Raw genomic sequence first — 25664 nt, 5'->3', positions numbered from 1 at the left:
GCTCACGTAGTAAATAATAGTTGTGGTCGAATCGATCGCTACGGCAAACTGCTGCGGTAGCGCTGCAATTCCGATCGCACCAGAGCCACTTCGGCGCGCAGCTCGTCAATAGTCGCTTGCAAATCTGCGGGATGGATGTCTTGAATAGTGGTGGTGCTTGCAGTGCCCGTTCTGGTCTGCATCGCCTCATCCGAAGCTCGATTTGCTCGTTCCACAACTCGATCGGTGAACTGCCGCAGGCGTTCTCTTTGTTCTGCGTCAAATTTGGCGAGTTCAGAGAAAGCGTTGGTTGCTGCGCTTTCTAATTGCTCGTACAGTGCTTCGGCAAGTGCTCTGCCTACAAAAAAAGCATGAACTGGGGGTTTACTCATAAAAAATCTCTGTGCGCTTCCGCAACAAATTATAACTTGCTTGTCCCCAATGATGCTTGCTCCCAAAGGAAGGAAGTTTGGGGGAATTGACACTCCCACCCCATTGTCGGGGATGGGATTGTTGAGAGTTAGAACAGTCTAACGCGCCACAGCTTAGCCCAAAAGCCTCGCTGACACTGGCTCAAATTCGAGGTTGGGGTTGCTTTGTACCAAAATGTTTGCAGCGAGGGCTGTATTAATACGCGACATCACACCACCTCAGCGCCGCGCACATATTCTAACATAATTTAAATCAAAATAGAAAACAGTCCTGCATTTTTTTGCTGGCATTTGGATTGTAGAGGGAATAGGAAATATTCGATAAACTCAGACGGCGACAGTTGGGATTTTCCGATTCGACGGAAGTTTTTGGAAGATAGTCGTTGGCTAGGTAGGGCATTATTATCTCAACTACTGAGCGGATATTTGCTGACTCATAAAACCAACTATTTGTCCGCACTTTTAACCAACAAAAACCATACTAATTTGTCGCAGGTTCGGGAAAAGGCACCGTGGGATCTGCCACAGGGGGTGGTGAATCAGGTGCGATCGAACTATCTGAATTGTTGCCACTGCTGCTGGGTATCGCAGGCTCAGGCGATCGCTCGATCGGCGAGGCTATTACTGGTGGCGCGGATTCCGACGACGGCCAGGTTTCAGCGCTAGCACTCCCAGGGACAGGCGGTGCGGGTGCGGCGGGCGGTTCTGCCGGCAGGGGTGCAACTTCCGGTACTGGTGCGGCTTCTGGTTGAGGCTCTGGCTCGATTTCGGTTGGAGGCTCTGGAATGGGGGACTCAGAAGGCTCCTCTGCCTGTTCGGGCGTTGGCGATGGCTCAGGTTCCGCTTCGGGTTCTGGGGCGGGAGTTTCCTGGCTTGGAGACTCAGAAGGTTCGGCGCTAGTTTCTGAGGGCTCGTCGATCTGTTCGGAAAGGTTGCTGCTTTCTAAGGGGGGTTTGGGACGCTTGTTGAGTTCGATCGGGTAGAGAGGGCTACTTTCGACAGATGGCTGCCCGAACATCGGCCCTGACAAATCGCGGGATTTGAGCAAATCTTCGAGAGATGGGAAGGACTCACTTTGGGGCCGATTACTCAGAGTGGTGCTGTTGTAGTGCGATGCTAGGTCAAAACCCATCCAGCCTGCAATTGCAGCCGTTACCACAAACGCCACAAAAGTCAACTGTGGCGGGGGAGGTGCGGGCAATTTTAGACTTTGCTTGCCTTTTCTTTTTACTGATACTCGCTCTGTTTCTTGCAGCATGGTGAGCCAATTTTCCACTGTTTGAGGGCGGTTGTGGGGGTCGATTTCGAGTCCCTGAAGGATGGCTCGCTCGATTCCTGGGCTGAGGTTGGGCTGAAATTGCCGTAACTCAGTCAAGGGAATGCGATCGCGCAGGGGTGCTGCTACGGGCGCCACGCCGGAGAGTAAGTAGTAGAGGGTGGCTGCGATCGCATAGATGTCAGTGGCCGGTGTACATTTACCGTCATAGAGGTATTGTTCGATCGGCGCGTACCCGGGGGAGAGCAAGTTAGTGTGGGTTTGTTTGGTGCCGGCGGTAAAGCCGCGGGCAATTCCGAAATCTATTAACATTACTACGTGAGAATCGGCTCGCCGGATAATATTTTCTGGCTTGATATCTCCGTGCAGCAATCCGCTGTGGTGAACTGTACTTACGGCTGAGGCTATCTGCCGAATATAGTGCAGGGCCTGGGCTTCTGGCAGCGGCTGATCGGTTTCGACTATTTGGGCGAGAGTTTGCCCCGGAATGTAGTCCATTGCGACAAAAGACTGTCCGGCTTCTTCAAAAAAGTCGATTACTCTGACTATGTTGGAATGCTGACACTGCGACAGGCGTTGGGCTTCGGCAATAAACTGCTGCTGAAATTGGGCAGATTCGGGGTGTTGGCGCAGACTTTCGTTGAGGGTTTTGAGTACGACGGTTTGGTTTAAATGAGTGTGGATAGCTCGGTAAGTGATGCCGAACCCTCCTATGCCTAAAGTCGCGTTAATTTTGTATTTGCCCTGTTGCAGGACTGTTGCTGAGGCTAAGTTCATCTTCAGTTGATGCCGTTTCCCAAACTATGCTACCGCCTTTGGGTTATTTCGCAGAGTTAGGGGTGAGGTTTGATCGATCGGCGCCCTAGTTTGAGCTTTAGCTCTGCTATATCTTTAATCTTGGCATCCCCACGTCATTTTATCGAAAAAATGGGTCTAAAACCCCGTGCTTCTAGCACGGCTTTGGATTAAAGTAGAGATGGTTGAAATCCCCAAAGTGGGCGGTTGTGAAGCGACTTTTAGTCGGCACCCTCGAACCTGAAAGCTCTTTAAAAGCACAAAGAAGGGTAGCGAAAACCTTGTAAAACACAGCTAGAGAGTCAACGCATTCTCAATACCAGAAAATCCCTAATTCGGTTCAATCAATCCAGTAGGGCGGGGCACGCCCGAACTCTAGGTCGTATCCTAGTACGCTTTTGGAGATAGACCCTCTGGGGTTGCTGTAAGTCAGACTCGTCAATTGGTGTTTTTTCACGGTTGAAAGGTTTGAGAATTGCCTGCAAGGGATATGGTGCCTAAAGGTCAGTCGCTGAATTAAGAATCTCCGGACTTTAGGACGGAGAGTGTCAACTGTAGTAGGTATTGTGAAACTTAACCCTCCGGCTTTCCCATAATAAAAATCCCGCTCTTGTGGAACGGGAAAGCCATCAGGGTGCATCTATAATATCTGACTCTAACTTATGGGGGGTACAACCCCTCATTGCTTTAGCAAGTCTTTAAAATTAGTCGATTTTTGTAAAGATTTAGGTTTTATGTTGACTTATGATCAATCTTATGAGTTATAAGATTGCCGGATGGCGATCTTGAGCTTGGGGAATTGACACTCTCAGGTCTGATGTTGCTCCCAGAGTCACACCTTACAGACCTGATTACCTTTTTGGCTCAGATGAAGTTCAGGCGAGCGGCATAAAATAACAAAGAGGCATCGTATCGGGCTTAATCTTGAGGCTGCACATGGCTCAAACCTTGTAAATAAAAAGGCTGTAAGCATTCTCCCGACATTGGTAGCCCATAGCCATCAATGCTTCAATCGCTGTTCGCGTTACACAGCAAGGCCTGGAGGCAAGCTCAAGTTCTCCGAAGGGGGGAACTTGAGCTTAAGTTGTCACCAATGGGGTCTTCCTAGTAACGAGAAGCGATCGATTAGGAATTAGCAAATTAGTAATTACTTATTCTTTGGTTTGAAAATGTCTGTTAAACAATCACATTACGAGACTTTACTAGCAGAGTACAGCGAATCTTCTGCCGCGATCGCCCTGCTGAAAAAATATCGGGTTTACATGGAAATGATTCCGAGTATCCGCCGCGCCCATGAGAGTTTAATCACAATTCCTTTGCCAATTGCGCGCTTGCGGGACGGGGTTTCTTATGCCGGAAGCAGCGGCACTAGCATATCGCCCGGACAGGCAGTTTGTTTGCCCTGCGATTTGGCGATTTTGATGTGCGATCCTGAATGGAAAGTTAAAATTGGTGTGGAAATTTTGATTTTCATTCATCGTCCGGACGAAGAGTTTTCTGAGTTGCTCGGCCGCTGGCGGCAGTCTCAGGTTTGGCTGGATAAAGGTTACGAATGGGTGATGCCGTACCGCTACAGACATATTTACAGCGATGAAGCCGAGGCTGTTCATCCGCTATTTGTTTTGTTTGATGAAACGCCGGAACTGATTCAACGGGGTTTGATGGCGGCTGGTTTGCCGTTTGTGGTGGAAAGTTTCGAGTCTGGGAGTGAGGAAGTAGAGGAGGAAGAGTTTCTGGGTAGCGGGGAACTGGGAAGTATTGGTGAAGAGAGTTTTGATTTGTAGGGTGGGTGCGATCGCCTATAGCTATCCTATTACTTGAAGTAAACTAGATTTTTTTCAACGAACCGCAGAGGGAGCAGAGAAAGAGAAAAGAGAGAAATATTGATGTTTGCCAATAATCCCGAATCTGGCTGTTATATGCAGATATTCAAAGATATTTTGGGTGGGTAAAGGAATGTTTATGCTCCACAGGTGGATCATATTTCAAACAATCGAATTAATCGATCGCTTTGGCATTTGTGACCGGGCAAAAACACATACAATCTCCCGATGTCGTGGAGAGATAAAAATTTTAGACGCAAGTTAAAGCTCCCAGATCCACCTGTGGAGTAAATCTCAAATCTCAAATCGAATGATCCCTCTAGCTGGGCCACCAACGTTGGCTTTCATGCTGGTTGGGTAGCCTAATGTAAAGGTGTAGGTTGAGATTTTGCCCTCGAACATGATATCATCAGCGTGTTCTATTTGGTTTATTAATTTGAATAGAATTTACTAAATGAACCGCAGAGAGCGCAGAGTTCCCAGAGGGGAGAGAAAGAGGAAATTAGAAATTTATTTATATGAGTACAATTTTTTATTAAACCGGAGCTAGTGAAATGAGATTGTTAAAATTATGGCGTTTAGTTTTATTAGGTCTAGTTTTTGGGATGGCTGTAATTTTATCAAATTGCGGCACTCCTTCAAACACGGTTAACAATAATTCTCCAACTCCGACAACTCCTGCTGCGGTTCCGGCTGGGGCTTTAGTCTACGGTGCTGGTGGGCCGCCGGTCAATCTGGAACCGGGAAATATTACTGATGGCAATTCGGTGATTGTTATCGACCAAATTTACAATCGCTTGACTGATTTCCAACCGGGAACTGTGGAACTTGAGCCGAGTCTCGCTACTAAATGGTCAAGTTCTAAAGATGGTAAAACTTGGACTTTTAAGTTGCGTTCCGGGGTAAAGTTTCACGACGGTACGGATTTTGACGCGGAAGCTGTTAAGTTTAATGTGAATCGCTGGTGGGATGCCAAAAATCCTAACGGTTTTCGAGAAGCGGGGAAGAATTATCCAATTTGGAAAGATTTTTTTGGGGGGTTTAAGGGAGAAAAAGATTCTTTAGTAAAAGATGTGGCGGTTGTTGATAAGTTTACAATTAAATTTGTTTTGAATCGACCTTTTGCTGCTTTTCCCTCGGCGATAGGTTCCGCTTATTTCGGAATGGCGAGTCCGGCGGCGGTGAAAAAAGCGGGTGCTAAGTACGGCACTCCGGGGTCGCTGGCGGTGGGTACGGGACCTTTTGTGTTTCAGGAATGGCGATCGGGCGATCGCATTGTTTTGGAGAAAAATCCGAATTATTGGAAAACTGGCACGCCAAAAGTCAATCAATTGGTAATTCGTTTTGTTGATGATCCGGCGGCGAGACTCGCTCAGTTGCGAGCAGGACAACTTGATTTTACTGTGGATTTAACGCCGGATCAACTGAAAGAAGTTCAGGGAGATCCTAATTTAGAAGCTGTTGTGCGACCTTCTTTTAATGTCGGTTATTTAGGGTTAAATCCGAGTTACGAACCTTTGTCAAAACCCGAGGTCAGGCGGGCGATTGCCCAAACAATTAACAAGCCAGCAATAGTCCAAGCTTTCTGGGGAGAACTGGGAAAACATGATTCGGAATTTATCCCACCTGCGCTGAATTGGGCGGCGTCTGATAAATTTAAAGATTATGAATTTAACCCGCAGCAAGCTAAAGCAATGCTCGCGAAAGCCGGTTATCCGAACGGTTTTGATTTGGATTTGTGGTATATGCCCGTCAGCCGTCCCTATTTTCCCACGCCGAAGCCGATTGCTGAGGCTTTGGCGGCGGATTTGAGCGCGATCGGGATTCGGGTAAAATTGCTGACAAAGGATTGGTCTGCTTATTTAGCCGATCGGCTAAAACCTCCCGGCTTTCAAGCTTTTATGATGGGTTGGACTGGAGATTATGGCGACCCGGACAATTTTTATTATCCTCACTTCGGGCCTGGTTCGACGGCGGATTTGGGAAATTGGAAAAATCCGAAAGTTCTGGAACTTTTGGATCGGGGGAGGGCGAGTGGGGATAAAGCAGCTAGGGCGAAAATTTATGCGGAAGTTAGCGAGATTTTGCATGAGGAAGCTGTGCGTTTGCCGATCGTACATTCGCAGCCGCTTTTAGGGAAACGCAAGAATATTCAAGGTTGGATTCCGAGTCCTTTGGGCTCGGAGTCTTTTGAGGAAGTGAGCAAAAATTGAGAAGTTAGAGACAGATAGAGTTTATGGGTAAGTCCTGTTTTAGATGAAAGTGAAGTCGGCAGCATTAATTTGACTCGCCGATATCGCGCTCAAAGATGCCAAGATTTCTCCTGTTGGCACAAACCGGATTACAGTTGCACTGTTACTTTGAGTAATTGCTAATTGAGAGAAGGTGATACCGCTAGCAAGTGTCAGCAAATCTTTGTCGTCTTCAAAATCTAAAATGGTATCGGTTCCGACATCAAGTCCTAAGAGGAATCGATCGCTCCCCAAACCTCCAATTAAACAATCATTTCCCAAGCTGCCAAATAGGGTATCATTGCCCTTGCCGCCGTAGAGAGTATCATTCCCTTCACCGCCAATGAGACTGTCAGAAGCGCGATCGCCAAATAAAACATCCTCACCGTTACCCCCAAGCAAAGTATCATTGCCCTTGCCACCGTAAAGGGTATCATCCCCGTTGCTACCTTCGAGAAAATCATTTCCTTGATGACCCTGCATCCAATCATTGCCATCAAGGCCACTGAGGGTATCGTTTCCCTGTTTACCGCTAATGGTATCGTTGCTGCGATCGCCTGGAAGGATATCGTCGCCATCACTACCGATAATTGGAGAAGAGTTGGACAGCGGTGTCGCTGTGACAGATGGCGTTGGTGTTGATGTCGGAGTGGGCGTTGGAGTGATTGAGGGCGTTGGTGTTGATGGCGGAGTGGGCGTTGGAGTGATTGAGGGCGTTGGTGTTGCCGTAGGAGTTGGTGTGAAAGTAGGCGTCGGCGTTGTTGTGGGAGTAGGCGCCGATATTAGTATCGGTGTTGGTACTGGTGTTGGTACTGGTGTTGGTGTGACTACCTCTGTGATTGTGCCGAGTTTAGCAATCCAAATATCTTGGCCGCCTGCATTGGGACCTCCCAAAGCGCCCTTAGTTTGCCCCGTGAGATAGAGATGGCCAGCGCTATCAACTGCTAAGTGTGAGGAGGAGTCAGATTCAGCAGTCCCGAATTGCTTCAGCCACAACTGGTTGCCATTGCTGTCGTATTTAGTTGCCCAAATATCTTGACCGCCTGCATTGGTGCCTCCCAAAGCGGTGTTGGTTTTTCCCGTGAGATAGAGATGGCCAGCGCTATCAACTGCTAAGTGTGAGTGGGCGTCTGAGAAGGAGTCAGAGCTGGCAGTCTGGAATTGCTTCAGCCACAACTGGTTGCCATTGCTATCATACTTGGCTGCCCAGGTGTCAACATCCGGTGGAGAGCCTTTTGAAGAGTCATAGTTGGCGCCCGTCAGATAGACATTACCAGCGCTATCGAGTGCTAATTCTGAGGAAGAGTCAGAGTCAGCAGTCCCGAATTGCTTCAGCCACAACTGGTTGCCATTGCTATCATACTTGGCTGCCCAAATATCGTTCCCGCCTGCATTGGGTCCCCCCAAAGCGCCGTCGGTTTCTCCCGTTAGGTAGAGATTGCCAGCGCTATCCACCGCTAAATCTGAGGGGGCGGTGATTTCTCGGTAGTCAGAGTCAGCAGTCCCGAATTCCTTCAACCATAACTGATTGCCATTGCTGTCATACTTGGCTGCCCAGGTGTCAACATCCGGTGGATAGCCTTTTGAAAAGTTATAGTTTGTGCCCGTCAGATAGACATTACCAGCGCTATCGAGTTTTATGCCATCGGAGATGTCGTAAATGTCAGAATTGACACTCTTCAACCACAACTGGTTGCCGCTGTCGTCATACTTGGCTACCCAGGCCTTTTTGGGGCCTCCACCTGCACCGGAAGTTGTATAGCCACTTGTTCCTGAAATGTACACATTGCCGACACTATCCACAGCGAGGTCTGAGGGATTGTCATTAAAATCAGCGGTTGTGACGACGAACTGCTTGAGCCACAACTGGCTGCCGGTGTTGTCATACTTAGCTACCCAAGCGTCTGACTCGTTAAAGGGCGGCTGCGGTGAAGCGCTAGCAATGCTTCCCGTCAGGTAGACACTGCCAGCACTATTAACAGTCACTTCACTGGGATAGTTATTACTGCCACCTAACTGCTTGAGCCACAACTGACTGCCACTGCTGTCATATTTGGCTACCCAGGTATTTGTACTTCGATTGGTGCCCAAAAAGTCATCGGTATATCCTGTCAGATAGAGATTGCCTGCACTGTCAAGTGCTGCGCTGCTGAAGCGATCGTCACTGGGTGTGCCGAATTGTTTGAGCCACTCAAAGTTAGGCGCTAGTTTTCCAATAGTCAGTGTGGTTTCAGGGATTGTACCTGCAACGGCATCTGCGATCGCGCGTGCTGATATTGTTGAGGAAGGCATAATACACCTCACAAATTCATTTATGTCACAAAATGCGTATATTCCGGTTAAAGGTGCGATCACTCGTTTTTATCTAGTGCTACTGCGATCGCCTGCAAGATTCAGCCCAAATAAAATCAATTTTACAACAGCCTATGTCTGCGTAAGTATGTGCGCAAGTATGTCACTGTCGATCAAAATATCTTCTCTTTGGTTCCTCATACTTTACATAAATTTACTTTTCTATTTATATTTTTGTTCTCAAATCTCAAATCTCAAATCTAATTATGGCTAAATATATTGCTAAACGTTTGCTGGGACTATTGCCAGTCCTTTTCGGAATCACTCTGCTAGTATTTACTTTTTTGCATTTGATACCAGGAGACCCAGCTACAGTGCTTTTGGGAGAACGGGGAACTCCCGAACAGGTGGAAATTTTGAGAGCAAGGTTGGGTCTGAATCAGCCTTTGCCTTTGCAATATTTGGCTTTTTTATGGAGTTTGCTGCGCTTCGATTTGGGAAATAGCATTCTTAGCGGTATTCCGATAATTGATGAAATTAGAATGCGCTGGCCTGCTACTTTGGAACTGTCTGTGGTGGCGATGTTGGTGGCACTTGTTATCGGAATTCCGGCGGGTATTTTGGCTGCTGTTCAGAAAAATAGCTGGCTGGACAATCTAGCGATGAGCGGTTCGTTAATTGGCGTATCATTGCCAGTGTATTGGTTGGGATTGATGTTGATTTATTTGTTTGCTGTTTATTTGAAATGGCTACCTCCAAGCGGGCGGATTAGTGTAGATTTGGGGTTTGGTTTTAAGTCGATTACGGGTATTTATGTTTTGGATTCTTTGCTGAGGTGGGATTTGGCGACTTTGCGGGATGCGATCGCCCATTTAATCCTGCCAGCTTTGACTTTAGGAACTATTCCTCTGGCGATTATAGCTCGCATCACTCGTTCTGCGATGCTGGAAGTGCTTTCTCAAGATTACATCCGCACTGCGAGGGCGAAGGGATTGCCGGAATATTGGGTGATTTTGAAACACGCTTTGAAAAATGCGTTTTTGCCGATCGTCACAACTATCGGTTTGCAGTTCGGCACTCTTTTAAGCGGCGCTATTTTGACTGAAACGATTTTCTCGTGGCCGGGAATTGGTTCTTGGATTTATAGCGGTATTCTGACGCGGGATTACCCAATTGTCCAAGGCGGAGTAATTTTTGTGGCTGTAACTTTTGTACTGATTAATCTGGCGGTTGATATTTCCTATGCTTTTTTCGATCCGAGAATTCAGTACCGTTAATCAAAAGGAAATTAGACACGAAATGCTTGTTTAACATCCGGTCGCAATAGGTAGTAAATGCTAGCCACTGCAAAACCCAGAGTTAAAAAATTGACTGCTGTACCCCCGCTGCCAAACATTTTGACAATTTGCGCGAGGATGGCGATGATATGGACAATTAACGTTCCCGTCCAAGCCCAATTTTTTAGTTGAAACAAACCCCAAGCTAAGAGTAAGGAGAGGAGGCCTAAAATAAAACTGAGCGCCGCAAAAATTGCAATGAAGCTGCCGATTACAGTGCCAACTTGCGCCCCGCCGACAGCCGCACCGAGACCGCCAAAAATGCCTGCAAAAAGTAAGATGAACAAGCCGTCAAGCAAACTGAAGATGCCGCTAATTAGCTGCAATATTGCCAAAACTGTAACGCTTTGAGGACGATTCATTGTTTGGATTTTCCATTTTTAACGAATTTGAAAAATATTTTAACCTGTTGTGGGCACAGGGCGGATATGTATTCAGGACTTACGCACCGCTACCCGTGAAACCTGGTTTATGAGAATAAATGTGTCCCTAGTGTGTCGCTGCGAGATTCGCCCTGGCAGATCCCGCTGCGATCGTTAACATGAGTCCGCAATAACCTAGTGACGATCGCCCGCTGTCACATCCGCCTTGGTTGCTGGTGAGAAGCGCACTCCTAGATCCCAAAAAGAATATTATCTGCTAAAATATATTTTTATTTGCCAGCAGCCGGCAGCGATTCAGTTTGGGCCCACCTCTTTGGGATGAAAAAACTTAACATTATTTAATAATTTGCAAAGATTAGCTATAATTGTTTACAGGTGCTGGTTGGGGAACTTTTTTAAATTCACCCGATCGGATGAGTCTGAAAGACGATGCCAAGCATCAGAAAAAATTCTACCTTTAAAGGTAATCCTGAGATTAAATTAGGTGAGTCGGTATGATCGTTAGCCCCAAAAAGGAAACTGCTCAGGTCAAGGTGGAAGATACTCAGACTGTAGACACCAAGGCCGCAGAGACCAAAATTGCAGATAAAAAAACCGCCCACAAACAGTCTCCGAAGAAACCCGCGCGCAAACCGCAGCGGTGGGCGATTGGGTTGGTTGCAGCCGGGTTGCTAGCTGTACCGACCACTATATATGTAGCAAAAAGTCGATCGCAGCCGAAAGTCGATGCGATCGCCACTATGACAGTGCCGGTGGAAGCGCAAAACCTCACGGTGCGGATCACGTCCAGCGGTACGGTGCAGCCGGTACAGCGCGTGAATCTCAGCCCCAAAGGCTCCGGCAGGATCGCAGAATTGTTTGTCGAACAGGGCGATAAAGTGGAAGCAGGACAGATTGTTGCCCGCATGGAAAGCCGCGATGTAGAAGCTCAACTAGCCCAAGCTAAAGCCCGCGAAGCCAGCGTCCGAGCAAAACTCGCCAAAATCGAAGCCGGGAATCGATCCGAAGACATCGCCAGCGCCCGAGCGCGCTTAGATCAAGCCGAGGCGAGTCTCGCGCAAGCCCAAGCCGGCAGTCGCGTGGAAGAAGTTGCAGGAGCCAGAGCCCGCTTGCAGCAAACTCAAGCTGGCTTGCAGCAACTGCGAGCCGGCAGCCGCGTTGAAGAAGTCAGCCAAGGGCGAGCTCGTTTAGCCCAAGCTCAAGCTCGTTTAGCAGACGCTCAAACCGGCAGTGTCAAACAAGAAATTGCCCAAGCACAAACGCAAATTGAATCGAGTAAAGCCCAAGCTGAACTAACAGCTCAACGGGTGGAACGCAATCGACCGCTAGTGGAAGAAGGTGCTCTTGCTAAAGATAAACTAGATGAATTAATTAAAGAAAATCGTACAGCCCAAGCTAAATTAACAGAATCTCAAAGACGCCTGCAACAACTACAAGAAAATCGGCTGTCGCAAATTCAACAACTGCAAGCTGCTGTGCAAGTCGAGCAGCAAGCATTGAATCAGTTACAAAACGGCACGCGATCGGAAGAAATTGCCCAAGCTGAAGCAGAAGTTGCCGAAGCCAAAAGCAAATTAGCGCAGCTAGAAAACGGCAACCGTCCAGAAGAAATCGCCAAAGCCGAAGCAGCAGTTGCTGAAGCCAAAAGCCAATTTGCTGCACAAGAAAACGGTTCTCGCCCGGAAGAAATAGCTCAAGCTCAAGCTGAATTAGAGGAAGCTCAAGCTCAAGTCCGCTTTCAAGAAGTGCAGTTAGAAGATACGAAAGTTCGCGCTCCTTTTGCTGGAGTTATTACCCAAAGATACGCCATTCAAGGAGCTTTTGTAACTCCCGCAACTTCGGCCTCGGAAGCAACTTCGGCAACTTCGACATCGATTGTCGCTTTAGCTAGAGATGTGGAAGTTTTAGCGAAAGTTCCAGAGGCAGATATCAGTCAAATTAAACCGGGTCAAGAAGTTGAAATAGTCGCCGATGCTTATCCAGATAAAGTGTTTAAAGGCAAGGTTAAATTAATTGCGCCCGAAGCTGTTAAAGAACGGGATGTGACGCTGTTTCAAGTGCGAGTTGCGATCGCCACGGGCAAGGATTTCTTGCAATCGGGGATGAATGTAGATTTGAGATTTGTCGGTCAAAAGCTGAGCAATGCTTTGGTTGTGCCGACAGTGGCAATTGTGACTAATAAAGGTCAAACAGGTGTGCTGGTTCCTGATGAGAAACAACAGCCGAAGTTTAAGCCTGTTACGGTTGGCTCGACTATTGGCAACAAGATTCAGATTTTAGAGGGTGCCGCATCGGGCGATCGCGTTTTTACCGAACTTCCTCCAGGTAAAAAACTGGAGGATATTATCAAGAATCAGAAATAGGGCATAGGGCATAGGGCATAGGGCATGGGGCATTATTTATCTCGATCGCTCTAGGGTGTTTTCCAACCTGGAGATCCCCCTAACCCCCTTAATAAGGGGGGGACAAGAGCAGTCAAAGTCCCTCTTAATAAGGGGGATAAGAGTATTCAAAGTCCCTCTTAACAAGGGGGGGACAAGAGTATTCAAAGTCAACCCCTACTCCCCTTATTAAGGGGGATTTAGGGGGAGCGAGACTAAACTACAAGCGAGATTTATTATGGGTTTAAATATTAAGTTGACACCAATAATCCCAATTCCCTAATCTAAAATCTAAAATCCAAAATCTAAAATCGAATTATGGATATTGTTGAAAGCGTCAAAATGGCCGTCACAACCTTGATGGCAAACAAGCTTCGCAGCACCTTGACGATGTTAGGAATTATCATAGGCAATGCTTCGGTAATTTCTATGATCGGGATCGGGGAAGGAGCTCAAACATTTATCGAAGGACAAGTTAACTCTCTGGGTTCAAACTTGCTATTTATTATTCCCGGAAGTCCTGAAGCCCAAAGCCGCCCGGTGATTCCGCCCCAGACTTTAGTAGTGGAAGATGCAGAGGCGATCGCATCTCAAGTTGCTTCTGTCCAAGAAGTCGCACCAACTCTCAATGACAGTCAACTTGTTACCTACCGCAACAAAAATGTCTCATCTTCCATTGTCGGAACTACCCCAGAATTTCTGACAGTCAGAAGCTTTGATGTTGGTCAAGGTCGATTTTTAAACAAATTAGATTTAGAAAGACAAGAAAATGTGGTTGCTTTAGGATCGGAAGCAGCAGAACAATTATTTGGCAATACACAACCAGTTGGTCAATACATTCGCATCAAAAACTCGACCTTTCAAGTGATTGGAGTCATGCAGGCGAAAGGCTCAAGTTTTGGCGACAATCAAGATATGAATGTTTATTTGCCGCTGACAACAATGGCAAATCGAATTGTTGGTCGCTCGTCTCCCTACGGCACAAAAGTAACATTTATTTCGGTGGCTATCAAAGATGAAACTATGATGCAAGCTGCCCAATTTCAAATAGAAAATTTGCTCAGATTGCGTCATAAAATTACTAAAGAGGATGATTTTACTGTTCGCAACCAGAAAGATTTAATGAATACTTTGGGCAGTATTACTGGTGCTTTGACGTTGATGTTGGCTTTCGTGGCGGCAATTTCGCTGTTTGTGGGCGGCATCGGGATTATGAATATCATGCTGGTTTCTGTTACCGAACGCACGAAGGAAATTGGTTTGAGAAAGGCGATCGGAGCTTCTCAGCAAGATATCCTGATTCAGTTTATGATCGAGTCTGTGATTTTGTCAGCAGCAGGCGGGGCGATCGGTACTGGATTTGGTATCGGAGGCGTGCTTTTAGTCGCTGCTTTTACTCCTCTGCAAGCTAGCGTTTCCCCAGTGGCGATCGCACTTGCAGTCGGTGTTTCCGGCAGTATCGGCTTATTTTTCGGCATCGTACCTGCGAAACAAGCTGCTAAATTAGACCCGATTGTGGCATTGAGAAGTGCTTAATTAGTTTGTTGACCGTGGACGGTTGACTGTTGACTGTAGTAATTAGTTATTAAGGGTGTAATTTTCGCTGTGCGTTGCAATCCCAATCCTGTGGGATTGTGACGCACAGCAAACAATGACATAGGGCTTTCTTTATTCTTTATTCTTTCTTCTTCCTTCTTCCTTTTTAACAAATTATGAATTTTATTGAAAGCGTCAAAATGGCAGGTCAAACACTGCTAGCCAACAAAACTCGCAGCAGTTTAACAATGATCGGGATGATTGTCGGAAATGCCTCAGTAATTGCGATGATTGGAGTGGGAGAAGGAGCTCAAAAATTTGTAGCAGGACAAGTTCAATCCCTGGGTACAAACGTATTAATCGTGAGGCCGGGAGTACCGAACGCTAGGCGAAGTACAATCTCAAGTGCGCCTCAAACTCTCGTACTGCCAGATGCAAAGGCGATCGCAACTCAAGTCCCGTCGGTTCAAGGGGTGTCAGCAGAACTTAACAGTTCCGAAATAGTTCGCTACAGCAACAAAAATGTTTCTGCTCTAATTTTTGGCACAATTCCAGAATTTCTAGAAGTCAGAAGCTTTGAAATGGCAAAAGGGCGGTTTTTGACCGAACTAGATGTTAAGCAAAGTAACCAAGTTGTAGTTCTCGGTTCAGAATTAGCGGAGAAACTTTTTGGCAATACAAATCCCTTGGGCGAACAGGTGCGTATCCAAAATGTCAGCCTCAAAGTAATTGGAGTATTGGCGCCCAAAGGCACATCTTTTGGTACGAATTTTGACAATTCCGCCGCTGTGCCGATCGCCACAATGGCCAATCGCATTGTCGGGCGCAAATCTCCCTACGGTTTGGCTGTCACGTCGATATTTATTTCTATTAAAGATGAATCGCAAATGGATGCGGCTCAATTTCAGGTGGAAAACCTGCTGAGACTGCGGCACAAAATTACTACCGAAGATGATTTTAGTGTCAGAAATCAGAAAGATTTAATGGCAAGAATGGGGGCCATTTCCGGCGCTCTAACTATTATGTTAACTGCCGTTGCCAGCATTTCCCTATTAGTCGGCGGCATTGGCATTATGAACATTATGCTGGTGTCCGTTAGCGAACGCACTCAGGAAATTGGACTCAGAAAGGCGATCGGCGCATCCCAACAAGATATCTTGTTTCAATTTATTGTAGAAGCTGTAATTTTGTCGGCTGCTGGAGGGATAGTCGGTACTTGCGTAGGTGTCGGTGGTATCTTACTTGTAGGTAATTTCACGCCCTTGCAAGCTGGTATTTCGCCCGTGGCGATCGCCCTTGCTGTCAGTGTATCCGGTGCAGTTGGCCTCTTCTTCGGCGTTGTCCCCGCCCGCCAAGCCGCCAAACTAGACCCGATCGCAGCTTTGAGAAGTGCTTAATCAATATATACTTACTCAGTTACACAATCCGCAGCTTTTATGCGGGTAAAAATTATATTGCTCTCAATATTAAAACAAACAGCTTTTTTGTAAAACTTTAACAAAGTTGCAGTATATGAAGTCCTTTTAATGGCTGTATTTTTACGCACATTCAGAGCAGAAAACTTCATAAAAAGCCGATTAAATATTAAAGATTCAATAAAGCTGGTTTGTGATGTTTACATCCCCGCCAGAAAGTTTAATAATATTAAACTAGGGGTAAACACACTTAAGCATCTATCGAGTTTACGAAACCTTTGCACCTTAATCAAAATATCCAATAAATAAACATGGCATCCCTGACCCCTAGTTCTAACTTTGACTATCTCGAAGGAACCACCCAACCAGACAGATTTAACGCCTTGGATGGCAACGACATCATTTATGCCAACAGCGGAGACGACTATCTCGAAGGCGGTGCAGGGAAAGACAAAATCTGCGGCGACCAAGGCAACGATACGATTTTAGGCGGAGACGACGACGATATCCTCTGGGGTGGCAAAGGCAGCGACCTAATTGGTGGCGATTCCGGCAACGACATCATCTACGCGGGCGCAGGTAGCGATACCATCAGCGGCGGCACAGGCGATGATATATTTGCCATTGCTAAAGACAGCGGCGGCCCAACTGTAGCCACAGCAGACTACATCGCCGACTTCGGCAACGGCAATGACAAAATTCGATTGCTAGACGGCCTCACCTTTGAAGATTTAAACATCCAGCAAGGCACCGGTGCCAACAGCAACAGCACCGTAATTCAAGACAAACTCACGGGCGAGTATTTAGTAGTCTTGCAAGGAGTTAACAGCAACACAATCAACCGCGACCAATTCACAAATCAGCTATCAGGAAACCCTGTCATTGAGTGGAACGGAGTCATGCTGAATGCAGTGCGGACAGCCAGCACCCCGCCTCCCCTCGCCTCCCGCAACATGGCAATGGTTCACGCAGCCATTTACGATGCTGTTAACTCCATCAGCAAAAAATACACCCCTTACCTCGTGGAAATAGACCCACCCGCAGGTACATCAGCAGAAGCAGCCACCGCCGCGGCCGCCCACCGCGTCTTAGTCAACCTCTACCCAGCACAAGCAGCCACATTCAACGAAGCATACGCATCGTCTCTAGCTAAAATTACCGACGGCAAAGCCAAACAAGACGGGATTGCCCTCGGACAGCAAGTTGCCGACCAAATTATCAGTTCGCGGAGTACAGACGGCATCACGAAAGTAGTGCAGTACACCCCCTCAACCGACCCCGGCAGTTGGGTGCCGACTCCCCCCGCCCTTGCGGCCCCGCTAGCGCCACAGTGGGCAGAAGTTACTCCCTTTGCGATGACTAGCGGTTCCCAGTTCCGCCCGCCCGGCCCCCCCGCCCTCGACAGCGCCAAGTACGCAGAGGAATTGAACTACGTCAAAGAAATCGGCAAAAGTGACAGCCTCACGCGCACCCCAGACCAAACAGCGATCGCCAAATTCTGGGCCAACGGCGCTGGGACGTTTACGCCTCCGGGCCACTGGAACCAAATCGCCGAAGAAACAGCGACTCTCACGGGTCAATCCTTAGAAGATAGCGCCCGCTTGTTCGCCCTGCTAAATTTTGCCCTCGCCGATGCAGCTATTAGCTGCTGGGATGCCAAGTACCAGTACAATTTATGGCGGCCGGTGACAGCTATCCACCAAGCTGACACAGACAACAATCCCGAAACGACAGCCGACCCTCTGTGGACTCCGCTGATAACTACTCCGCCGTTCCCTGAGTACACGTCGGGCCACAGCACCTTTAGCGGTGCGGCAGATCCTGTTATGAGTTCTGTATTTGGTTCGGATTACGGCTTTGCCGATCGGGGAGACAGGACTGTCAACACTTTGCGAACCTATCAAAACTTCAGCGAAGCGGCCGACGAATCGGGCATGAGTCGCATTTACGGAGGCATTCATTTCATGAGTGCTAACGTAGATGGTTTGAGTGCGGGTAGAAATGTGGGGAACTTGGTTGTCCAGAATTTCTTAAAAGCCTAGGAAAGTTGGGGCGGGTTTACGAGATTATTGGTTTGAGCTTACATCTTTCACCATTTTCAAGAACGGGCACTCCGGCCCGTTCCACAAAACTCAATTTTATTGTGGAATGGGCCGGAGTGCCCGTTCCTAATTATTCGAGCAGTTCTACAGTGCCGAGATACCCGTCTACTCGGACTTTTTGACCGTCTCGCAAGCGAGTTGTAGCTTCAGAAATATTCATAACTGCAGGAATTTTGTACTCGCGAGCGATAATTGCTCCGTGAGATAGTTGGCCACCAACTTCGGCGATAATTGCTGTTGCTCCTAATAGCAGCGGTGCCCAACCTGCATCGGTGTAAGGAACTACGGCGATCGCATTTTCTCCTAAATCTGTGCTCGCGGTGCGGCAAATCTTGACAAAGCCTTCGACACGGCCGATACTTGCGGGAATTCCCTGCATAATATTAGTTGCGGATGTGGCAAGTTTGATCGCCGTTGTCTGAGAATTTGGCAGCAAATTGCCGTAGACGACAGGGGGAATGGGACGATCGCGATCGGCTACCAGGCGATCGCGCCTTTCCCTAATTGTATCCTTAAACGAAACACTCGCACCGCTGCGAATCCACTGCTGAATTTCCCCAAATTCCAGATAAAAAATATCCCCGCTTTCCTGAAACACCTGCATTGCTAATCCGCAACCTTCAATTTCCAAAAAAGTCCAGCGCAGGTGAGCCAATAACCGCGCGTAAATTTCGCTAATTTCGTTTTTGACGATCGCTCTTTCCTGACATTTATCGAGTCGCCACTTCTGCCCAAAAGTCAAGCCTAATTTCCGCTTTTCCACTAAATTAGTTTCGGCTTTTTGAGCCATGCTTATTAGCAACTTTTGATAAATTTCCGGTTGTTCTTGCCAAGTAGGAACAGCGATATCCGTTCCCACTTCGCTCAAATATCCGTAAATATCAAGCCACTTTTTAAATTCGGCTTGTAAAGCCGGACTTTCGGCAAATATCTGTGCTAAATGTGCGACTGAAACAGTTTCGTCAGACTGCGAAACAGCAGCTTGCCGCAATTTCTGAGCCAACTGCTGCAAAGCTCGCACAGAAGCAATTTCAGGAGCGCTGTCATTGTCCAGCCAGCCATCATCAACGCGAAAAAATGCCTTGCGAATAGCCAGCCCAATCGGCCCTAATATATTGTAGTAAGTAATCGGTTTCAGCCACTCCTGAATTTGCTCCGCTCTTTCCAATAATTTCATTAAATATTGATAATCTGGCATTGAGCATTGGGCATTGGGCATTAATATTTCTTCTTCTTTCTTCCCTCTTCCTTCTTCCTTCTTCCCTCTTCCTTCTTCCTTCTCCAGACTTTGCAGTGCTGGGAGGAAAATAGAAGTACGATCGCCCTTAAATTCTGCATTCAGCGCCCTCTCTCGCTGCACCAGACGCCACAAACCAGGCAAAGAAGGCACAATCTTCCCCAAAGGCGGCTTGCCCATTTTTTGCCCTCTCAGCAAAAATTCCAAACCCTGCTCTGGCAATCCCATCATCCGAAAGATTTCGCCCAACAAAGTCGCATTAAAATAGGCGTGAGAACCCAGTAAAGTTGCCGTTTCATTAAATTTTAAGCCACTGGCGCGATCGCCCAAAACCACCTTAAAAATCTCTCCCCAAACCCCGCAAGTCAGCGGCCGATTAATCGACCAAGTTAGCGGGCGAATTGCACCGGGAATCACTTCTGCTGCAATAGTTCGCGTCCAGAATGGCTGCAAATTAGTAATGGGGCGACTTTGCAAAATCCAAACTTTTACCCCGTCCCAACTCCACTCAATATCCTGCGGAATGCCGTGAAAAAATGCTTCAATTGCTTGCGATTGTTTTACCAATTCTGTTAAAAGTGATTGAGCAATAATTGAAGTATTTTTTATTTCAGTTATTTTTTTTTCTAAGGATTCTGGTGTACTAAAATCAATTTCTAAATGAACCGGAGTAGATTGTCCGCCGACAACAGCTTCGGCTCCTCCCGGTAAAGCTTCTATAATTACCTGGGAACCACCATCTAAAGGATTGCGACTGAACATGACTCCCGCCACTTCGCTGTCAATATAAGGCTGAATTAATACAGCCATTTGAGTATCGGGCAATTGTCGCTGTCGGCGGTAAGCAACGGCTTCGGAAGTCCAATAAGACTGGCGACAGCGCTTAATTGCATCGAGCAATTCTGCTTCAGTGAAAACAGGGCCAATACTTTGATATTGTCCGGCGGCAGAACTAATATCGCCATCTTCTCCCGCCGCAGAAGAGCGCACAATCTTTCGATTTTGGATTTTGGATTTTAGATTTTGGATTACAGAATTACTGATTAACAGTCGATCGGCATTTTCCTCATTCCTTCTTCCCTCTTCCTTCTTCCCTCTTCCTTCTTCCTTCGATGGCAATATAAAACCAGCAGGTACGTTAAAACCTGCCCGTTTCAGTTGAGACAATTTAGCCGCTTTATCGCCGCAGATTGCAGCATCTAACGAGTCATCAAGAGAAAACAATTGTTCTGATTTAGATAAAGCCATATCATCACCCTGACTGAAATTAATTGCTGCTAACAACAAAGCTAATCCTGCTGCTGCTAAAAATTCGGGCATTGATTGTCGCCACACCCAAACCCAAATTGGCGTGCACAGACACCCGCAACGGGAAGCAAATAGTCTCGCCCGATCGCCCTCACCCCACCACCGCTGTGCCAAACCCCACACCAGCAGCCCCCAAATGCCCGATGAAACAGCCATCGGCGGCGAAAATACCAAAAGACCCCAAACAGCGTTTGTCACCCCTCCACCTCTGGCGATCGCATATCTGCCCGCAACTAGAGGAATTAACAGGGCGATCGCGATCGCAGGTGCATCCGGGAAGCAAAATCGCCCCGCCAAAACCGGCACAATACCCCTGGCAATTTCCGCCAACACCGCAGCAATTCCCGCTAATTTCCCCCCGTGAATGAAAGCTGCCGACACGCCAACATTCCCCGTGCCCAGCGCCCTCAAATCTCGGCGGCTAAACACTCGCACCGCCCATCCCGTTAGCGGTAAAGCACCCAGGCTGAAACTAGCAGCCAACAGCAATGCTATTGTCGGCAACGGCATAAAATCAGCTCTCCTATTTTCAAGCTCTAAACATTATGACGGCAATTCTGTCACTTTTTCTGTCTTCCGATATATCAACCAAACTGCATTAGCACTTAAGATAATGTAAAAGTAGAGTAGATAAGGATTTAGCCTAATGATAGATATCAGCTTGACCACTCCCATAGCAGTTGTTGTTGCACCCATCAGGCGAGTAATGATAGAGCTGCTGATGCAGCAGCCAGTGCCGGAATCAAGTGTCAGCTTGACGACTCCAATAGCAGTTCTTGTTGCTGGCTTTATTGCTGCCACTACGATCGGCTCGATCGCCTGGTATAACTCCAAGCGTCCCCCCGGTTGGGAATCCAAAGAACGCCCTGATTTTGTACCTAAAGTTGATAAAGACGATTTGATTGCTGATGTTTCTGACTCCAAAGGTAAATAAAACAAAGTTTCTGTAGAGGAATAAAAGCAGGACTTGTGCATTAATGAGAAAACTCGGTCATTGCCAGTTTGTCATTGCCAGCCGGAGCGCGGCAATTTCAAGGGTTCACTTTTTCATTTTTGGCGCAAGTCCTATAAATTTCAAATCCCCAATCTAAAATCTAGAATATGGGTAAGGTGCGCCATCAGCAACCTACAGATACATGACTAAGGCTAAAAAGTAGTTTGAGACGAGGTATATAGGGTAAGGTGCGGCATCAGCACATAGCCCAGTAGGAGTGTGACCAACGAGGTTACTAACTTTGGGCTTTTTGATTCTAAACCCAAGCTTCCCAAGCAATTTTTCTTGATTGAAGTCTCAAAAATAGGACTGTGAAATATCGGTTTTCTGCTTTTTATATGGTTCAGATTTAACACGCCAGATAGGTCTAGCCATCAGCACCCTTGATCTACGGGGCTTACGAAAAAAGTAATTTTACATGAGTAATATATAGTAAGGTGCGTCCAGCGCACCTGCAGATTCTGCGTACAAGACAGATATAGAATTTCTGCCTAAGTCTTGTGAATATAGTGTAGGGACTATTCAGAAAAAGCCCCTACAAATTGGCTAGACCGCGCCAGTTCTGCTTGCTTATTTTTGCAGCGGATTGAGCTTCGTAACGGAACTTTCCTTGGCATCTTCAGCGCTATCTTGGAGGAAACCAGAAGCATCCTTAAAGGCGGCGCCTACTCTCTCTAAAATATTGGCATCGGGATCACTGCGATCGAATACGGGTTGAGCCTTAGCAGGCTGTCCGTCTGACGCTTCTAAAAGAGTTTTATCTCCGCCGAGTTCCGGGTCGAACTTGTCAGTTTCCATCGGTGCAGAACCCGGATAAAGCAGCTTTGAGGAATTAGATTCAGCGGTAGTCGCAGCCAGGAGATGATCGCCCACGATCGACAAATCAGCCCGATTCTTTTCTGCTTTAGCAGGCGATTGATTGACTTTAGGGTCAGTAGACATTTGATAATTCGTGTATCCATCACCACCGGCCTTGTGGGGGTTATTCATTCCTCCCATTTGAACGGGAGGATTCTCAGGCCGAGCACCTCGAACATCGCCCGCATTGCAAGCGGTGCTGGTAAACAGCAGCAAACCTGCCATCAATACAGTCAAAAATTGACCGATACGCAGTCTTTTAAAAAAAGAAGTTACAGTGTTCACAAAAGGTTTCCAATTTTTTACTACTTGTCATAGAGTAAAAATAAACTCTCTCTGCCTGCCTCTAACGGCGGTGATACTTTGCCACCGATTGCTAGCAATTTTTTTATAACTTTAGAGGGATTTAAAAAGTGCGATCGCCTTCGAGAAATTATTTTCGGTATGACTAACGCACGGGTATCTAGAAACCAGGTAAAAAACCGGGTTTCTAGAATAAGTTCGGTTGAGACACTCGTACCCGACGGACAAGAAAAGGGCAGAGGTAGTTTCAAAGCATCGTCTTCGGGTGCGTCAGTTCCAATAATTGCTTGATGTCAAAATCTTTTGTGTTTTTGACCCCGCCCAACAACGGATACTTGCGAACGACTGTTGTAGTGGAAAGAGTAAAATTTTAGACTCTTGTTCAAACTCCCAGATTCATCTGTGGAGTAAATCTAACATCTAAAATCCATTGACACACCCTACAAGCTACTAATTTGGAAATTGTTCGACTTTCGCTTCAGCTTGCAAAGTCAGCACACCAGCTTCGACATTTAGCTGCTGAATTCGCAGGGACATTCCCTCAATTTCAAAATTTCGCAAGTTTAAAACTTCACCAGCTTTGTCCGCCAAAGCTGCTGTTAACTCAGGCGAAAATTCCTTGTTTTCGGGATACTCGACATCCTCAAGAGAAATTGCCCAACCGCCATCTGCGATCTGAGGTTGTGCTGTAAAATAAATTTTTTCAGTTGAGGCAGTTTCCCGCACCAATACCTCAGCATTTAAAGCGATTTTTCCGGCTAGCAATTGGCACTCAATAGTTTTAACGTCTATTGTCCGCAGTTGTCCGTCAACAGTAACTTTTAAGTTGTTCAGTTTGCGACTGATGTATTCGGAATTAAAAGCGCGGTTGATATCGCTTTCGGTTAAAACTGCGCGCGCCCCACCGAAGGCAGGCCCGTTCAGTTCAATTTTGCCAAACATAGCGCTCAGGGGATTGACAGCAATATCCTTGACGTGAATTTGCAATTCTTCTACGCGCAAGTCTTGTTGCATTACCAATCCTTTGCCCTCAACGGCAACAGCCTCTACTGCTCCCTGGGCTAGCTGCCCAGGATCGGTGTTGACTGTGACAGACAAACTTTCCGATTCGTCTAATTTACTAGCAATAGCAATCTCGGCAACTTTGTCGATCGCCTGTTCCCCTAAACTTCTATTTTGTTGAAGCACGCTCAGAATTCCTAATAATATTGTTGTAAGAAATAGTAGTTAATACCTAAGTCATTTACCGTCTTCCTCTCGGCAGGTTTCTCGTCTGAAAAAAACTCAGCCAAAGACAGAGGGTTTCCAGAAAATTGCTAAAATTAATCAGGTACTCTTCGGCGCAGTCTACATTGACTCGGTTGCGAAGCGGTGAAAACTCAAAAACTCGGATTTTTGCCAAAAGTCTTTTCTAGAAGTTCGATCGCCCGCTACAATAAATAAAAGCCGGCACAGCCTTTTGTAATGAATCCAGAATCAACTCTCGCCAGACTACAAGCTACACTTCCCGACGGAAAACTGCCTTCTAGCTACGGGGTATACTTCAAAAACACCCTAGTAGCTCTGTGTCACGCCCTAGAAGACCACATTTTGCAAACCAGTGGCGGGGACAAGAGCGAACTCCAACCCTTAGTTTTGGTAACGTTTCAGCAGGGTAAATGGTATTTACAGGAAGCCGATCGCTACCTCGATATTGCTAATGCCTCTCGCCGCGTTGTCATCGGTGCAGTAGCCGACAGCGGTTTCGCTACCCACAAAACCGGGCAATTAGAAAATGTATCTTTAATAAATCTCGATGAAAACGACCCCATCATCGAAGAATGGAATTTAATCATCCTCGCCCCGACATACAAAGCAATGGTGCTTTGCCGCGAACTTTCAGCCCAGGAATACTTGCCCCAGGGCAAGCCAGAAGTAGATACAGAACGAAAGTTCTACGGTTTGTGGTCGTTTGACCAGTCTTTGGTGTCGGCTGCTGCAGAAATTTTTATAGAACAAACGCGACATTATAACTCCCCCTTAGCCGACAGTTTGCTGGAAATGTACCACGAAATTCTGGCTACCATTGGCCCGCCCTTGGCAGACATTAGCGGCGTGGTATCGCGGATAGTCACTTACCTGCAAAGTTCTCAGCAGCAAATGGTGGCAATTAACCGCCAAACCCGCGAGTTGTGGGAATTGGAAGGTCAAGCTTTGCGTATCAGCCGCAATTTGAACGCAAACAAACTTCAAGCTTTTCTGCGGATGGCACAGCGCGTGGACGAACGCGATACCTCAAATCCTACAGCGTCATTGCAGGTGGCGGCTTTGTCGGAAACTTTGGGTCAACTGCTGGATTTGCCGGCTTTGCAGTTGCGGAGGCTGCGGCTGGCTGGATTGCTGTTTCGAGTCGGCTTAGTTTCTGCCCCGAATGAGGTGTTCGATCGCACTCCCGATGCTTTTGACCAAGCAACTTTATCCTTTTGGCGCGATCGCAGTTTCATCGGTTCCCAACTGCTGCAAGCAATGCCGGAGTTAGCACCTGTTGCGGAAATTGTCAAGTATAAACTCGAATATTGGGACGGCAGCGGCAGGCCAGAGGGTTTGCGAGCCGAAGCGATACCCGTTGCTTCGCGGATTTTGGGGTTGGTCGCTTATTTTCAAGAATTGACTCAACCGCGTGGCGATCGTGCGGCTTTGAGTTTGAGCGAAGCTTTGGAACAGTGCCGCGAACAGTCCGGCATTCGCTTCGATCCGGCTTTGGTGGAAACTCTGGGCAACGTCGTCAGACTGGCAGAAATGGGTTTGATGGAGTTACCGACTCGCCCGAGCCAACTGCCGAATGTATGGTTGGAGGATTTGGGCGATCGCACGACCGCAGCCGCTCCGGCATTATAAAATAACTGGATGGGTAAGGGGCGATCGGTAATGGGTAATTGGGCATGGGGCATTTAAAACTCGGCACACAATCCTTTCCAACACTACAAAAAATCAGCCTTTGCTT

Annotated in this window: 17 protein-coding genes; 9 read left to right on the top strand and 8 right to left on the bottom strand. The window is 47.2% G+C overall.

Annotated elements, in window-relative coordinates:
• Window positions 1-38 precede the first annotated feature (38 nt).
• Both QUA74_RS20095 and QUA74_RS20090 read right to left on the bottom strand, forming a co-directional pair.
• A complete protein-coding gene (locus tag QUA74_RS20095) occupies window positions 39-371 on the bottom strand; it encodes a DUF6825 family protein (protein ID WP_333332784.1) in 333 nt (110 codons plus the stop codon).
• Window positions 372-891: 520 nt separating this feature from the next.
• The gene (locus tag QUA74_RS20090) at window positions 892-2463 is read right to left on the bottom strand and encodes a serine/threonine-protein kinase (protein ID WP_333332781.1); all 1572 of its coding nucleotides are present in this window, start codon (window positions 2461-2463) and stop codon (window positions 892-894) included.
• A gap of 1187 nt (window positions 2464-3650) precedes the next feature.
• Between QUA74_RS20090 and QUA74_RS20085 the strand changes: the two genes are divergently transcribed.
• Both QUA74_RS20085 and QUA74_RS20080 read left to right on the top strand, forming a co-directional pair.
• Window positions 3651-4265 (top strand): hypothetical protein, encoded by a 615-nt coding sequence (locus tag QUA74_RS20085; protein ID WP_333332778.1) that lies wholly within the window; start codon window positions 3651-3653, stop codon window positions 4263-4265.
• A gap of 593 nt (window positions 4266-4858) precedes the next feature.
• The gene (locus tag QUA74_RS20080) at window positions 4859-6517 is read left to right on the top strand and encodes an ABC transporter substrate-binding protein (RefSeq protein WP_333332775.1); all 1659 of its coding nucleotides are present in this window, start codon (window positions 4859-4861) and stop codon (window positions 6515-6517) included.
• Between the two features lie 39 nt (window positions 6518-6556).
• Here the strand turns inward: QUA74_RS20080 and QUA74_RS20075 are convergent, their stop codons facing one another.
• A complete protein-coding gene (locus QUA74_RS20075) occupies window positions 6557-8827 on the bottom strand; it encodes an SBBP repeat-containing protein (RefSeq protein WP_333332772.1) in 2271 nt (756 codons plus the stop codon).
• Window positions 8828-9093: 266 nt separating this feature from the next.
• Between QUA74_RS20075 and QUA74_RS20070 the strand changes: the two genes are divergently transcribed.
• The gene (locus tag QUA74_RS20070) at window positions 9094-10104 is read left to right on the top strand and encodes an ABC transporter permease (protein WP_333332769.1); all 1011 of its coding nucleotides are present in this window, start codon (window positions 9094-9096) and stop codon (window positions 10102-10104) included.
• An 11-nt stretch (window positions 10105-10115) separates the two neighbouring features.
• On the opposite strand, the gene QUA74_RS20065 is transcribed toward QUA74_RS20070, so the two are convergent.
• Window positions 10116-10526 carry a hypothetical protein gene (locus QUA74_RS20065; RefSeq protein WP_333332766.1) on the bottom strand — a complete coding sequence of 137 codons (411 nt, stop codon included), beginning with the start codon at window positions 10524-10526 and terminating at the stop codon, window positions 10116-10118.
• A 515-nt stretch (window positions 10527-11041) separates the two neighbouring features.
• On the opposite strand from QUA74_RS20065, the gene QUA74_RS20060 reads away from it, so the two are divergent.
• Together QUA74_RS20060 and QUA74_RS20055 are read left to right on the top strand one after the other, a co-directional pair.
• Window positions 11042-12910 carry an efflux RND transporter periplasmic adaptor subunit gene (locus tag QUA74_RS20060; protein WP_333332764.1) on the top strand — a complete coding sequence of 623 codons (1869 nt, stop codon included), beginning with the start codon at window positions 11042-11044 and terminating at the stop codon, window positions 12908-12910.
• A gap of 336 nt (window positions 12911-13246) precedes the next feature.
• On the top strand, window positions 13247-14464 hold the full coding sequence (locus QUA74_RS20055; protein ID WP_333332762.1) for an ABC transporter permease: 1218 nt from the start codon (window positions 13247-13249) through the stop codon (window positions 14462-14464).
• Here the strand turns inward: QUA74_RS20055 and QUA74_RS20050 are convergent.
• Window positions 14461-14586, bottom strand: coding sequence for a hypothetical protein (locus tag QUA74_RS20050; RefSeq protein WP_333332759.1), 126 nt, complete (start codon window positions 14584-14586; stop codon window positions 14461-14463). The genes QUA74_RS20055 and QUA74_RS20050 overlap by 4 nt on opposite strands.
• Before the next feature lie 54 nt (window positions 14587-14640).
• Between QUA74_RS20050 and QUA74_RS20045 the strand changes: the two genes are divergently transcribed.
• Window positions 14641-15861: an ABC transporter permease gene (locus tag QUA74_RS20045; RefSeq protein ID WP_333332756.1), complete on the top strand. Its 1221-nt coding sequence runs from the start codon at window positions 14641-14643 to the stop codon at window positions 15859-15861.
• A gap of 329 nt (window positions 15862-16190) precedes the next feature.
• Window positions 16191-17921 (top strand): chemotaxis protein CheB, encoded by a 1731-nt coding sequence (locus QUA74_RS20040; RefSeq protein WP_333332753.1) that lies wholly within the window; start codon window positions 16191-16193, stop codon window positions 17919-17921.
• Between the two features lie 130 nt (window positions 17922-18051).
• On the opposite strand, the gene QUA74_RS20035 is transcribed toward QUA74_RS20040, so the two are convergent.
• On the bottom strand, window positions 18052-21036 hold the full coding sequence (locus QUA74_RS20035) for a glycerol-3-phosphate acyltransferase (RefSeq protein WP_333332750.1): 2985 nt from the start codon (window positions 21034-21036) through the stop codon (window positions 18052-18054).
• A gap of 211 nt (window positions 21037-21247) precedes the next feature.
• On the opposite strand from QUA74_RS20035, the gene psb35 reads away from it, so the two are divergent.
• Window positions 21248-21460: a photosystem II assembly protein Psb35 gene (gene psb35 / locus QUA74_RS20030; RefSeq protein WP_333332833.1), complete on the top strand. Its 213-nt coding sequence runs from the start codon at window positions 21248-21250 to the stop codon at window positions 21458-21460.
• Between the two features lie 630 nt (window positions 21461-22090).
• Here psb35 and QUA74_RS20025 read toward each other — a convergent pair.
• Window positions 22091-22663, bottom strand: coding sequence for a DUF6658 family protein (locus QUA74_RS20025; protein WP_333332747.1), 573 nt, complete (start codon window positions 22661-22663; stop codon window positions 22091-22093).
• 468 nt (window positions 22664-23131) lie between these two features.
• A complete protein-coding gene (locus tag QUA74_RS20020; RefSeq protein WP_333332744.1) occupies window positions 23132-23869 on the bottom strand; it encodes a DUF2993 domain-containing protein in 738 nt (245 codons plus the stop codon).
• Between the two features lie 276 nt (window positions 23870-24145).
• Between QUA74_RS20020 and QUA74_RS20015 the strand changes: the two genes are divergently transcribed.
• Window positions 24146-25558: an HD domain-containing phosphohydrolase gene (locus QUA74_RS20015; protein WP_333332741.1), complete on the top strand. Its 1413-nt coding sequence runs from the start codon at window positions 24146-24148 to the stop codon at window positions 25556-25558.
• The last annotated feature ends 106 nt before the right edge of the window (window positions 25559-25664 follow it).

The sequence above is a fragment of the Microcoleus sp. LAD1_D3 genome, assembly GCF_036702135.1.
Classification (GTDB): domain Bacteria; phylum Cyanobacteriota; class Cyanobacteriia; order Cyanobacteriales; family Microcoleaceae; genus Microcoleus.
This window is presented reverse-complemented; position numbering and strand designations above follow the sequence as displayed.